We start from the raw sequence: 15,372 nt of genomic DNA on the forward strand, positions 1-15,372 counted from the left end.
GATTAAAAGTTAACATTAACACCGATTAAAAATGTACGGGGATTAGGATATCCCAGATTGTCGATACCCGACTCAAGCACATTACCCATAGCTGCACGTTCGGGGTCCATTCCTGAATAATTGGTAATAGTGAACAGATTTTGAGCCGATGCCGACACCCGTACACCAACGCCTTTGGTAATGTCTTTAGGCAAAGTATATCCTAATTGCAATAGTCTGCATCGGAAATAAGAACCGTCTTCAACAAAAAAGGACGATACACGACGGAAGTTCAAATTCTTATCATTTACCGATAAACGAGGGTAGAAATTACTGGTACCTTCACCTCTCCATGCTTTATCGTAGGCATCGGAATATACATTCTGACCTTCGGTACCTGCATAAAATCCGCCCATGGCACTATTGTAGATATCGTTACCTATAGTTCCGTAGAAATTCGATATTAAATCGAAATCTTTATAAGACAATCGTAGGTTTAATCCAACCATTAAGTCAGGAAATGCTTTTCCAATATATTTCTTGTCTTTATCATCCAAAATACCGTCATTGTTTAAGTCTTTGAAGCGGATATCTCCGGGTACAGCATCGGGTTGCAGCAAGCTTCCGTTGTTGCTGGTGTGGCTGTTTATTTCCGTCTGATTTTGGAATATCCCATCTGCTACATATCCATAGAAACGGCTGATTTCTCCGCCTTCTTCATTTTTTATAATATAATCATTAAAAAATCCACCTCGTAGGATCGGTGTATTAGCAACAAGTGTTTCGGCAGTGTTTTTTACTCCGGACAGATTCAAGCCTACCTCGTAATTGAACTTATTAACTCTATCTTTCCAATTGACGGAAAATTCCCATCCCTGAGCCTTCATGGCTCCTATATTCGTCCACATTTCTCCTGCCCACATCGGATAGCCTAATATGGATAGATTTTGCTTCTTCATCAACATGTCTGAAGATTTCTTTCGGAATACATCAGCTGTTATATCTAAGCGATTATTAAGAATACTTACATCAACACCCAGGTTATAATCTTCAACTGTCTCCCATTTCAACAGTTTATTACCAATACTACTAACCGCTGTACCAACGTAGCGGTCTCCATTGGGCCCGAATACATAATCGGCTCCACCAATCAGGTTTAAATAGGCATTCGGGTCGATGGCCTGATTACCAACTTTTCCCCATCCTGCACGTATTTTGAGGTTCGAAATAAAACTTTGATCTTTCATAAACCCTTCCTCCGAAAGTCTCCAAGCCATAGATACAGCGGGGAAGGTTGCATATTTATTTCCTTCGGGAAACATCGAAGATCCGTCCACACGTACAGATGCAGTGATATAATAACGGTTATCGTAGTTATACATCACACGTCCCAGATATGACATAAGCGATTTATAGATATTGGTTCCTCCATTTTGAGGATTCAATGTACCTGCATTTATATATTGCAGGTCTGAATAATTACTGGGTACTCCTTCACGTGAAGCCATCAGATTATACTCGGCAAACTGTTCCATGGTGAAACCTGCCATAAGATTCAGATTGTGCTTCTCATTCAAGGTTTTCATATAATTCAGGGTATTTGTCCAGTTCCAGTCTACCCAGTTGTTAGCCTTTCTTTCTATCTTATTCAGATCAGCTTTTTCAAGATTATCGATGAAAAATTTGGGAGAAAAGTTATCATTCATTCTGAAATGGGCATTTACACTAAATTGGGTACGGGCAATTAAGCCTTTTATGGGTTCAAGACTAATATATGGATTGGTTATCAAACCATATTCATTGGTATGTTTGTTCTGACGAGCCACACTTGCCACAGGATTCCATACCTGATTATTATAAGAACGTGCAAAATTATCCAAAGGGTTGGAGGTCCAATCTTCTTTCGCTCTGAATACAGGAGTTGTAGGATCCATACGCATAACGGCACTGAATAAGTCGGGCGTATCATCCCAATTCTCATAACGTGGAGCAAAGTCAACACCGGCTTTCACCATATTACTGAACTTATATTCGGTGTTAAGACGTCCTGTAATACGCTCCCAATAGCCGACATCGTATTGCGAATTTTGACGGAAATACCCCAGACTTCCGCTATAAGTAAACTTCGAATCTCCTCCCTGAAAGCTCAGGTTATAGGATTGTGTATAGCTGAACTTATTAATTGTCTGATCCCACCAGTCGGTACTTATATTGCTATCTACAGGAGTATTCCACACAGGCGTGTTCCCATCATTTGTATAACGTTCTTTAAATACTTTCTCGTACACTGAAGCATTTGCCATGCTTGGTTTAGTCAGAGTTTGGAAACCCGCAGAAGCATTAAACTGGAAAGTAGTTTTTCCCGCAGAACCTTTTTTGGTGGTTACCATAATAACCCCATTAGATCCACGTGTTCCGTATATGGCAGAAGAGGAAGCATCTTTCAAAACCTCAATACTTTCGATATCATCCTGATTTAAAAAGTTTATATTTCCGGAAATAGGAACTCCGTCAACCACATATAGTGGATCCGAACCATTTATACTGGTCACCCCTCGGATAATAACACGGGGTACGGCTCCCGGATCACCTGCTGCTGTAATTTGTACTCCGTTTGCTTTACCCTGCATCGAGAATAGGGCATTTCCGGCTGTCATACTTTTCAAATCATCGCCTTTCACCGTTGTGATAGAGCTGGTAAGATCACTCTTCTTTACAACTCCGTAACCAATTACGACTACATCATCGAGTAATTTTGTGTCGTCTTTCATCATGACATTTATCACGCTACTTTGATTCTTTTTTATTTCTTGGGTAGCAAGACCGATCATAGAAAATACAATCGTACTATTGTCAGAGACATTGGGTAAGTTATAATTTCCATCCAAGTCTGTTACCGTTCCATTAGTCGTCCCTTTTTCGACAACAGTTACTCCGATTAGAGGTTCTTTGTCGGTAGCCGAAGTTACTTTTCCGGTAAGAGTTGCTTTGTTTTGAGCCAAGAGGCATATAGGCAAAGTCAACAATAGAAAAATTAAATATTTTTTCATGAGTATTTTATTTATAATATTAGGTATTAAGCTGTTGATTGTATTTAATGTCACATTTAGAAACTATAACTAACAGTCGTAGTTATACTTGTGTGGACAATAAAAGGTTTGAGGCCTTAGTCAATCGGATAGAACTTAGAGCGTTTCAAATGACTGTCAAATTTGAATATATATTTACCAGATTTTTTTATTTGCCATTTCGCAGGATTTTCTCCGCCATTAGCTACATTCAATTCAGGATCTTCTCCTCTGTCCCAACGCCAATAAGGTTCGGGCCACCAACCCCATGAATGTTGTGTTTGTATGATAAACTCAATTTCAGTGCCTGCATTCAGGTTCATTTCAACAGAAAACAGATATTTATTTTCACTGTTTTGATTAAGGATAAGAGGTTCAGCCGTATTCCAACTACCTGCATTGGGTATTCCACCACCAACAAGCCCAATTCGCAAAGGTATAGAACCTGCAGCAGGATCTGTAGCATTCAATAACATCGGGCTACCGATTGCAATAGGAGTATCGGTCGGAATATAGGATGCAAAAGTATATGTTCCAGTCTTTACATTAAAGTTAATTTCATAATAACCTTTGGCAGGAAGTACAATCGGAAGAGAAATATCGGGATCGTCGGTTAATACTTTATTATCATTAGGATCTATACCAAAACAGATAGGGCTGAAATCGGTTTTTTGAGGAATGAAGCGAACTTTTGTTCCTGCAGCTTCCGAATAATATCGTGCTTTGTATGTATATGCACCGGTACGCTCTACAAGCATCGGAATTCCGAAAACATCGCTGTTTAATTGTGCCGCATCTGTAACATCTGTCAGATACATTTTTGCAAAATCGGGCATCTCCGAAACGGTTATCGTGCTATTCTTTTTTATCTCCAACCCGGCTTTATCTACAGCAGTTATAGAAAGTTTGTAAGTAGCCGAATTTGAAGGTAATGTAATCGGTTCGTTAAATTCAAGAGTCTTACCCGAATTTGTAAAGGTTGTTATTTCTCTGGAATAAGATATTTCGGGGATCTCAATTCTTACGATACTTAAAGCCTTATCGTCTTCCACTGTAAACTTAACATTCAAACGTGTCTGGGTTTTAATGAGTACGGTTAGTGCTTCATCGGGAGCAACTGTGAATACGGGATTTGTAAAATCACCATCCATTGTTACCATTATTTTTTCTTGGAAAACACGTCCGCCCAAGTCTGTTGCGATAATTTCTATCGGGAAATTATCGCCTTCGATATTTTTTGCAATCTTATATTTATAATTGAGATCAAAAGAGTAGACAATACTATCTAAGGTGAGGTCAATCACTTTATTCAGATTGAAATCTGTATTTTTCAGTTGTATGGAACGAAGCCCATCCTTGTCTTCAATCTTGGCTTTGATTATAAGCTCGCGTCCGGGTTCAGTTTTTATGTTTGATGAATTCAGGGTAATGGTCGGAGCCAATCCGTCAACATCTACATAATCATTATCATCATCGCTACATCCGTTCAGAGAAAAAAGGATCAGCAAGAAGTAAAAGAAGTTCTTTGCTTTCATGAAATTAGATTTTAAATTTATTTATGGTTTTTAAGGCTTTATCAGCAATAGGCAAATATATGGATGTAAGACCTCAGGCAGGAGATACAGATTGTTCATTAATAAAGCTCGAATCGGTCAATGACAGATTTGCACCTCTATTTGCTTGAATTATTATTATTTTTGATTTTACTCTTTAAATTCGCAGAATTATTTATTGCTTTGGTAAGCAAAATAACAATAGATAGTTCGCCTCTTTAAATGTTTTATTGAATATTACCTTTACTAAATCAGTCTGATCCATGAAATCGCTTCCTTGTTTGATCTTAATTCTTTCTTGTATTTTTTTTCCTGTAAAGGCTCAGCATTACACTATCAAAAAACTTGATATCGAACAGGGTATTTCGAGTAACTATGTAGTGAGCATTACTCAGGATAAGAAAGGCTTTCTATGGTTTGCAACAGAGTCGGGACTCAATAGATTCGATGGCAATAAATTTAAAGTCTATAAGAAAAATAATGCAGACGAATTAAACACAATCAGCGGCAACGAACTGAATAAAGTATATGCCGATAAATATGATAATGTAGTGTGGGTGGCTACCCAGCGTGAAGGATTAAACATGTTCGATTGCGATACCGAAACATTTGTTCATTATAAACATAGCCGCAATAATCCTTCGGGTATTATAACCAATGATATTACGGATATAACCAATTCTCGAGATAAAAATCTTTGGCTCTCGACTTATTACAGAGGTGTGGAATATATCAATAAAAAAGACAAAACGATTATTCATTACAACAGCTCTACTATTGCCGGAATGGTAAATGACAATGTGTGGACTGTTAATGAAGATAACAAAGGATTCTTATATATTGGTCATGTCAATTCGGGATTAAGTATACTCTCTTTAAAAGATAAAAAAATAAAGAATTTTAAATATGATCCCAATGATCGGGAAAGTCTTCCGGGAAATGAAGTAAGAACTATCTTCGTCGATAAGAATGACAATGTATGGATCGGAACCAACAACGGTCTTGCCTTGTATAATCCCGAGAAAGAGTCTTTTATCGTTTTCAGGCATGACCCGAAAAGCAGATCTTCTCTTATCTCAAATTATATATTCACTATAAATCAACTGGATGATGGCAGGCTTTGGATAGGAACAGAAAAAGGAGGAATAAGCATTCTTGATTTCCGGCAAAGTATGTTTCTTTCTCCTGAAAATGTTTCATTTGAGAATATTATATACAGTGATGATAATCGCGGACTTTCTAATTCGACTGTCAGAAGTGTTTTTCAGGACTCCTTCAATAATATATGGATTGCGACATATGGCGGAGGAGTTAATTTTATAAGCCATCGTCCTCCTTTCTTTAAGACATGGGTATATTCACCGATACCCAATTTGGATAATACATTGAACAATCCTATTGCATGGGGTATTTGTACGGATAAAGATGATAACGTGTGGGTTGGAACAGATGGTGGCGGAATAAATATTTTCGAAAACGGAAAAAAAGTAGCCATTGTAGATCAGGAAAAAACTAAAATATCGGATAATGCAATTTTAGCTGCAACAAGAGCCTCAAATAATAATCTATGGTTCGGAACATTCAGAGGGGGAATTAATCTCTTTAATGCGGCAAGCAAAACTTTTGAGCATCTTTTGATCGAAGGAAAAAATGCTGATGTAAGATGTTTCTACGAAGACAACGACAAGAATATGTGGATAGGCTGTGCAAATGGCTTATTCCATTACAATATAGAAACAAACCAGAGTCAGTTATACAGTTCCGAAAATTCGGGATTACCCAATAATCTGGTTCGTGCAGTTTCAAAAGATAATAACGGGCAGATTTGGATAGGATTCTTTGGTGAAGGCTTGGCTATTCTCGATAACGATTTAAAACTTGTCAGAACTTATACTACTTATAAAAACTTCCCCTCGAATACAATAGAGTATATTTATAAAGATACAAAAGATAGGATGTGGGTTGGTACCGGAGACGGTCTCGTCTGCTTCAATAATCCGACTGACACAGCCTATGTTACATTTAATGAGACAAACGGGCTTTTAAATACACATATAAGAGCAATTACCGAAGATTATAAGGGTAATATATGGATTAGTTCTAACGGAGGAATCATCAGCAGGTATATATCCGAAGAGGGAAAATTCTATAATTACAATCACCATGATGGGGTGCCTTTGGGTGACTTTATGAGCGGGTCGGTTACCAAAGATTCTAAGGGAAGAATATATTTCGGCTCACAAAACGGTGTCTGCTATTTTGAACCCTCATCGATCCCGTCTCAGATAAACCTTCCACCAACTGTAATTACAAGTTTCAAGATTTATAACGATCAGATAAAATGGTCGAATAATGAAATTGATGTACCTGTCAATCCCAATATAGAACTAAAGTACAATCAAAATACATTTACTATCTCTTTCAATGTTCTGGATTACTCTCTTACACAATTAGTTGATTACACCTATATGCTCAAAGGTTTAGATAATCTGTGGTATAATATACAAGGTAATAATTCCATAACCTTTCGTAATATTCCACCCGGAACCTACCAGCTTCTTATTAAATCGAGGCTTAAAAATCAGGAATGGTCAGATAATATAACCACACTGAAAATTGTGATCAACCCTCCTTTTTGGTTAACCTGGTGGGCAAAGTGTATTTATTTCATTATCATTCTAGCCATTCTATTCTTGATTCTAAAATTCTATAAACGAAAGCTGAATCTTGAAAACTCGCTTATTCTAGAAAAAAGGAATCATATTCAGGAGCAGGAGTTAAACAACGAAAGATTACGTTTTTTTACCAATATAACTCACGAATTACGAACGCCTTTGACATTAATTCTGGGTCCTTTAGAAGACCTGCTTAATGACGTAAGCTTGCCCGAAAAACATTCGTCGAAGATATCAATCATTTACAAAAGTGCTGCACGTCTCTTAAATCTTATAAATCAGATATTGGAGTTCCGGAAAACGGAAACGCAGAATAAAAAGCTCTCGGTATATTATGGTGATATTTTGCCATTGATTCAAGAGGTAGGGTTAAAGTATAAAGAATTAAATATCAGAAATTCGGTGACATTTGAGGTCGTTGTCGAAAATAAAATCCGGAATCTATACTTTGATCCGGATATAATAACAACCATCTTAGAAAATCTTCTCTCAAATGCATTTAAGTTTACTTCAAGCGGAGAAATCAAGCTTATATTAAGAGAGACTGAAGAAGATGGAACAACCTTTACCGAGATCGAAGTTCGGGATACAGGAAGAGGCATTGCCCCCGATGCAATGACCAAAATATTTGACAGATACTATCAGACTAATGATAATAAAGAGATATCCGGGACCGGTATCGGGTTAGCGTTGGTTTATAATTTAGTATCCATACATGAAGGCGAAATATTTGTGGATAGTGAGCTGAAGAAGGGTACATCATTCCGCTTTAAGATTAATTCCGATAATACTTATCCAAATGCAACACATCTGGATACAACTTTACAGGATAGTACAACAGGTATCGAAAATGAGTCTGCCAATAATACAGATAATAAACAAATCATATTGGTTGTTGAAGATAATGAAGATATCAAAAAATATATTAAAGACTCTCTATCAGAACAATACCTTGTATATACGGCGACTAATGGTAAAATCGGTTTGGAAGAAGCTTATAAACACATACCGGATATTATTATAAGTGATGTAATGATGCCAGAAATGGATGGTTTTGAAATGAGTAGATTATTAAAAGCAGATATAAGAACAAGCCACATTCCTATTATTCTGTTAACGGCAAAAGATTCTATCCAAGACAAGACATTAGGATATAATATTGGAGTCGATTCGTATATAACAAAACCTTTCAGCGCAGGTTTATTACAAAGCCGTATGATAAATCTTCTGGATACGAGAAAAAAACTTGCCGAATTGATAAGTAGGAATACGATAAAAAAGAGTGCAACCATAATAGATTCTCTAAACGAGATTGATAACGAATTTATTGAAAAAGTAAGATCGATAATCGAGCAGAATATTGATTCCGATAAAATTGATGTCTCTTTTATTGCCGAAAAGATGAATATGAGCCACTCTACGCTTTACCGTAAAATAAAAGCGTTATCTAATATTTCCGTAAACGAATTTATAAGAAAAATCAGAATCAGTAATGCCGAAAAACTATTATTAAGCGGCAAATACACTATATCTGAAATATCTTATATGGTGGGTATAAACAGCGTTACTTATTTCAGGCAATGTTTTAAGGACGAATTCGGTATGGCTCCATCCGAATATATAAAAAAGATATTGAATGGTGAAAATAGAGAACTACCATCATAAGATACAGACTTGCAATTCAAATAAATCATTAAATTCTTTCATTTATTGAATACGTGATGAATATGCTCACCTAACATGCACGATATGTATCCCGTATCGTAATTATATTCACTCTATTTTTGCTGCTAAAGATAAAGTAAGGTCTCAGACCCGTTTATTGTCGATCCTGATATAACAACAATTGATAGTTATAACTTGAAAAAATACGACATTAAATATTTTCTGTTACTTAATATAATAACATACTATGGAAATTAAAAAACTATTTTTAGCAGTACTATTTAGTTACCTCTCCCTTTCGATATTCGGGCAGGTTTCTTTTGGTCAACCGGAAAATATAAATGACGGTTGGAAGTTTACATTAAATGATATCAAAGATGGACAAAATACATCTCTTGATGATAAAAGATGGCAATCGGTTGACCTTCCCCACGACTGGAGTGTGAAAGGACAACTTAGTCCAACACTAGCCAGTGCCACAGGTTACTTGCCGGGAGGCATCGGGTGGTATAGAAAAACATTAGACATCCCCAAGGATAAACAAGGAGAAAAAGTCTATTTGTATTTCGAAGGAGTGTATAATCGCAGCGAAGTATTCATTAATGGACAGTTATTAGGGAAACGTCCTAATGGATATATCTCCTTCATGTATGACGTGACACCCTATATTAAATATGGACAGGAGAACGTAATCGCTGTGCGTGTTGACCACAGTCAATCGGCAGATTCACGTTGGTATACTGGATCGGGGATTTATCGTAATGTTTGGTTGGTATATGCTAATCCCATACATATAGCACAATGGGGGGTATATGTTTATCCTAAATCTGTTACCAAAAAACAGGCGACTTTATCTGTAGAAGTCGAAATAGATAATTCGGATGTAAAAGCAGCCGATCTTTTAATAACCAATGAGCTGTTGTTTGACGGAAAAGTTGTCGCAAAAGACGCTAAAAAATTACAAATGACTGCGGGGAATAACAAAATAGAAACAGAATTAAAAGTAAACAATCCTCAAATCTGGGATTTAAACAATCCAAATTTATATCAACTTAAAACAACAGTATCGAACAAGGGTAAAGTAATAGACCAGACAATTACTACTACAGGTATTCGCAATTATACTTTTGATGCAAACAAAGGTTTTGCCCTTAACGGAGAATGGATGAAAGTAAAAGGAGTGTGTATCCATCACGATGCAGGAGTACTAGGGGTAGCCGTACCACATGATGTGTGGAAAAGAAGATTGCAAACATTAAAATCAATCGGTGTAAATGCTGTACGGACAAGCCATAATCCGCAAGCTCCCGATTTATATGCATTATGTGACGAACTGGGTATATTGGTTCTTAACGAGGCGTATGACGAATGGGAATTCCCTAAACGTAAATGGCTCGAAGGTTGGAATGTAGGCACACCTGGATATCAAGGTTCATTTGACTTTTTTGAAGAATGGGGCGAAAAAGATTTGGCAGACTTGGTTCGACGTGATCGTAATCATATCTCAATTTTCGCATGGAGTATTGGCAATGAAGTAGACTATCCAAATGATCCTTATTCTCATCCTGTTTTGGATGGTGGTAAGAACACAGGGTTTACACAAGCACAATTTGGGGGATACAAAAAAGATGCTCCCGATGCTATGCGTTTAGGTGATATTGCAAAACGTTTGGTTGCTGTGGTGAAAAAATACGATAAATCTCGACCTACAACAGCCGGACTTGCAGGAGTAGCCATGTCGAATGAGACCGAATATCCCGGAGCATTGGATATTGCAGGATATAATTATACGGAAAGCAGATATATTTTAGATCATGAGAAATATCCGAAACGAGTACTTTACGGAAGCGAAAACCGTCACGAGCTGGAGGCATGGAAAGCGGTGAGAGATAATGAGCATATATTCGGACAATTCTTGTGGACAGGAATCGACTATCTAGGAGAATCAGGACGATGGCCATCCAGAGGATTCTATTCAGGACTATTAGATTTTGGTGGTTTCATTAAACCGAGGGGATATTTCCGCCAATCGCTTTGGTCTGATAAACCAATGGCATATCTAGGAACTTACCCAACACCCGGAAGAGGCAGCAAAAGCCAGATGAAAGACGTTTGGTCGCAGTTGGATGCTGATAATGATGGGCAGAATTACGAAGAAAAAGTACCATCTATGGACGCATGGCCTATATGGAACTACGATGAGGGGCAATCTATACGTGTAGTTTGTTACACCAATGCAGCTAAAGCAAAATTAGTATTGAACGGGAATGAAGTAGGAAAAGTAAAGGAGTATGATGAAAATACAGGCATCATCTATTGGGACATACCTTACAGAGACGGAAAGCTGGAAGTAATAGGGCTTGATAAAAATAACAATGAAATATCACGTTATGCTATACAATCATCTAAACAACCGTATGCTTTGACGATTACTCAATCTGAAACAGAGATTAGTAAAGACAAAGGTCTGGCTCAGATTGTTGTACAAGTAGTAGACGAGAAGGGCGTACCTGTTATGTTTTCGGACAATGAGGTTACCTGTCAGATACAAGGTCCTGCTAAAATTTTAGGATTAGAAGCCAGTAATAATGAAGACATGAGTGATTACACAGATAATAAACATCGAGTTTTTCACGGGAAAATTCTGGCGTATATTCAAGCTACAGGTCAACAGGGGGAGATCAAAATAAGATTCACATCTCCTTGGCTCAAAGCTGTTAATACAACCATAATTGCAAAATAATACTATTTATTAGAAAAGGAAGAATAAGCTATCTCAAACTTATTCTTCCTTTTTTTATATCTATACTAAACACAAACATCTTTTTTAATGATAAATTATATTTCAGAAAATCTGCTTACCTTTGTTCCCGAATGAAATCAACATTATCTACATATCGTCTGTTGATGATTGCCTAATAAGGAAAAGCTTGTAATTTTATTTACGCACAGGTAATCGGTCTTGGATAGTTTTATCCGAGATTATATCCTATTGATACTACTCCGTACAGCTTTTCCGAATCACTATTTATTTTTTAATTACTATTATTTTTAAATCAAATAGATATTTGACAATGGCAAATCTATGCTCTTATGGTTGGAACAACCAATGGCAACAACTAAAAAACGATCTATCATATAACGAACTCGAACACGGAAGAATCATATCGACACATAAAACCCGTTACGATGTAGCGACTACCGAAGGTGTATTGTCCTGCGAACTGACAGGGAATATCCTTTATACAAAAGAACCGCATGAATATCCGATTACGGGTGACTGGGTGGTCTTTCAGCGTTTTGGCGAATTGGGGATTATTATTGATATTTTACCCCGAACGAATGCTTTATCTCGTAAGAAAAGCGGAACTAAAGCAAGTGTTCAGCATTTTGCGGCCAATATACATAAAGCGTTTATCGTTCAAAGCTGCGATGCTAATTTTAATGTCCGAAGAACGGAACGATTCTTAATACAGATAGTCGATTCGGGTATCATCCCCATCCTTATTCTGACTAAAGCGGATTTGGGTATTGATATTGATAAACTGAAACAATCGCTTGGCAAGATAGGAGAAAAGACGGAAATCTTCGTTACCAGTATTTATGATATTGAGAGTATTGACCGTTTACGAAAAATCATCAACCCTGCTGAAACGTTTATTTTTATCGGTTCGTCCGGTGTTGGTAAAAGTTCTTTGATAAATAGGTTGTGTGACCATCAGTTACTTGAAACCTCGGCTATCAGTACATCAACAGGTAAAGGTAAACATACATCTACCCGACGTGAGATTTTCTTACTGGAATCGGGAGGTGTTTTGCTTGATACTCCCGGTGTACGTGAGTTCGGACTGGCAGTAGATTCGGATGATACGATTGCCGAAACGCTCGATATAGATCAGTTAATGGGGAAATGTAAGTTTCATGATTGTACGCATACGAGCGAACCTGATTGTGCAGTGCTGAATGCAATTGCTTCGGGCGATCTGGATGTAGGTACATACAATTCGTATCTGAAACTAAAACGGGAAGCCATGCATTTTAATGAAACCACATACGAGAGGAGAGAACGCGAAAGGCAGTTTCACCGTATGGTAAAAGAGGTAATCAGAGAGAAGAAGAGCAGAGATAGCTCTGTTTAATCTCTAAATACAAAAGAGGATCTATTTTAATAGATCCTCTTTTTTTATTTATCAATATTTCAGGTAATTATCTTGTGAAAACAACCTGTATCTTAAAGTTTCTTCAAGCCTTTGGTTTGAGCCTTATCGGTCACTTCGAAAATGCTGATAGCATAACCTCCACCCGGAGCTGACGGCTGGGTCAATTTAGACTTATTGGTTACAACAGCTTTACGAATAGTATAAGCCTGAGGATTGGTTTTATAGTGTGCATCTTTTGCATCAGCATATATAGTTGCAATATAAGTTTTGTCAGGATCTAAGAAATCGAAATTAATATTCGAAGTATACCCCTTCTCTCCAGCAACATTACCTACAAACCAATTGTTTGTTCCTTTTGCTTTACGAGCCACCGTAATATATTCGCCCGGCTCCGCTTCGAGGTATTTACTGTTGTCCCAATCTATGGCTACATCTTTTACAAATTGAAAAGCATCCATAAAACGTTCGTAATGTTCAGGGAAATCGGCAGCCATTTGCAAAGGGCTGTACATCGTTACATAAAGTGCCAGTTGATTTGCCAATGTAGCATTCACATGCGAATGATTATCCGGATTAATTGTATTGATATCCATTTCAAAAATACCTGGTGTATAATCCATAGGACCTCCCATTAAACGGGTGAAAGGTAATATAGTCGTATGATACGCCTTACTTCCACCGAATGCTTGATATTCTGTTCCTCTAGCAGATTCTTGTGCCAACAGATTGGGATAAGTACGGTGCAATCCGGTAGGATGAACAGCTTCGTGAGCATTAACCATTATTTTATAGTCGGCAGCCTTTTTTATTGCATATAAATAATGGTTGTTAAGCCATTGTCCGTAATGATGTTCGCCACGAGGTATCATATCTCCTACATAACCGCTTTTTACAGAGTTATAGTTGTTATCAACCATAAATTGATAAGCCTGATCGAGATGACGTTCGTAATTACGAACCGAACCCGATGTTTCGTGGTGCATCTGTAATTTTATATTTTTACTTTTAGCATAATCTCGCAACATGGCAACATCAAAGTCAGGATAGGGAGTAACAAAATCAAAAACATAATCTTTGGTTTTGCCGAACCAATCTTCCCATCCTATATTCCAACCTTCTACCAACACCTGATCGAAACCATGTTTTGAAGCAAAATCGATATACTTTTTCACATTCTCATTATTAGCTCCATGTTTACCATTTGGTTTGGTTTTCGAATAATCGGTAATACCTAGTTGAACACTGGGTAAATCGGCATATGCCCACGAGCTTTTGCCTGTAATCATCTCCCACCATACACCCATATATTTTACAGGTTTAATCCATGATGTATCTGCAATTTTAGAGGGTTCATTCAGATTCAAAATCAATTTTGAAGCCAGAATATCACGTGCATCATCGCTTACCACAATTGTTCGCCAAGGCGAATGACAGGGTGTTTGCATATAGCCTTTGTCGCCTCTTGTATCAGGTGTTAGCCACGATTCGAATGTAAAATTGTTTTCATCCATATTCAAAGACAAAGCCGAATAGTCCACCAGTGCAGCCTCGTGGATATTGATGTAAATGCCATCGTTCGACTTTAGCATTAAAGGAGTTTGAACACCTGTTTCCGAAAATTGTTTTTGCGAAGCATTATCGGTAACAGCACTTTTAAACAATCCTTTTATTTCCGACAGATTAGAAATAACATAATCATACTCTTGTGTATCATAATCGCCCGGTATCCAGTATGCTTTAATATCGCCCGGCATAGCAAACTGCGATTTTTCTTCTTTAATAACGAAATAGTTCAGATCAGCTTGCTGTGGAAATTCGTAGCGAAAGCCAAGACCATCGTTAAAGAGACGAAAACGTATAACAAGCTGGCGATTAGTCCCCGACTGATTTAGAGTAACTGCCAATTCATTATAATGATTGCGGATCTCGTTTACTTCACCCCAAACAGGTTTCCATGTTTCATCAAAAGTTGATGTTTGAGTATTTGCCACACTGAATTTATCATATAGAGAAGTCTTCGGATTATTGCTTTTTCCTTTCATTCCCATTTCTGTTCCAAATTCAGCTGTCGGATTTTCATCTTTCAGCTCGAGACCCAATCTGCTGGGTTTGATAACATCCTTACCTTTGTAGCTGAGCTTATATGTTGGTATTCCACCTTCCTGAACCGAGAAGTTCATAGACAAATTGCCATCGGGCGATTTTAATTCTTGTGCCACCATGTAATTTGTTATGACAGAAATACACAACAGTAAAAATAGTTTCTTCATTA

General features: G+C 37.4%; 7 protein-coding genes. 4 read left to right on the plus strand and 3 right to left on the minus strand.

Going from position 1 to position 15,372, the window contains the following annotated elements:
• Positions 1-2: 2 nt before the first annotated feature.
• Positions 3-3,029 carry a TonB-dependent receptor gene (locus G7051_RS08850; RefSeq protein ID WP_166199671.1) on the minus strand — a complete coding sequence of 1,009 codons (3,027 nt, stop codon included), beginning with the start codon at positions 3,027-3,029 and terminating at the stop codon, positions 3-5.
• Positions 3,030-3,145: 116 nt separating this feature from the next.
• Positions 3,146-4,582 (minus strand): SusF/SusE family outer membrane protein, encoded by a 1,437-nt coding sequence (locus G7051_RS08855; RefSeq protein WP_166199673.1) that lies wholly within the window; start codon positions 4,580-4,582, stop codon positions 3,146-3,148.
• 23 nt (positions 4,583-4,605) lie between these two features.
• Between G7051_RS08855 and G7051_RS18300 the strand changes: the two genes are divergently transcribed.
• The 4 genes from G7051_RS18300 to rsgA all read left to right on the plus strand — a co-directional run bounded on the left by G7051_RS18300 (position 4,606) and on the right by rsgA (position 13,079).
• On the plus strand, positions 4,606-4,731 hold the full coding sequence (locus G7051_RS18300) for a hypothetical protein (RefSeq protein WP_255493353.1): 126 nt from the start codon (positions 4,606-4,608) through the stop codon (positions 4,729-4,731).
• A gap of 132 nt (positions 4,732-4,863) precedes the next feature.
• Positions 4,864-8,940: a two-component regulator propeller domain-containing protein gene (locus G7051_RS08860; protein ID WP_166199675.1), complete on the plus strand. Its 4,077-nt coding sequence runs from the start codon at positions 4,864-4,866 to the stop codon at positions 8,938-8,940.
• Between the two features lie 247 nt (positions 8,941-9,187).
• Positions 9,188-11,683 carry a sugar-binding domain-containing protein gene (locus G7051_RS08865; RefSeq protein ID WP_166199677.1) on the plus strand — a complete coding sequence of 832 codons (2,496 nt, stop codon included), beginning with the start codon at positions 9,188-9,190 and terminating at the stop codon, positions 11,681-11,683.
• Between the two features lie 331 nt (positions 11,684-12,014).
• Positions 12,015-13,079, plus strand: coding sequence for a ribosome small subunit-dependent GTPase A (gene rsgA, locus G7051_RS08870; protein ID WP_166199679.1), 1,065 nt, complete (start codon positions 12,015-12,017; stop codon positions 13,077-13,079).
• A gap of 92 nt (positions 13,080-13,171) precedes the next feature.
• Here rsgA and G7051_RS08875 read toward each other — a convergent pair whose 3' ends face one another.
• Positions 13,172-15,370 carry a glycoside hydrolase family 97 protein gene (locus tag G7051_RS08875; RefSeq protein WP_166199681.1) on the minus strand — a complete coding sequence of 733 codons (2,199 nt, stop codon included), beginning with the start codon at positions 15,368-15,370 and terminating at the stop codon, positions 13,172-13,174.
• Between the last annotated feature and the right edge of the window lie 2 nt (positions 15,371-15,372).

This window comes from Dysgonomonas sp. HDW5B, assembly GCF_011299335.1.
Lineage (GTDB): Bacteria > Bacteroidota > Bacteroidia > Bacteroidales > Dysgonomonadaceae > Dysgonomonas_A.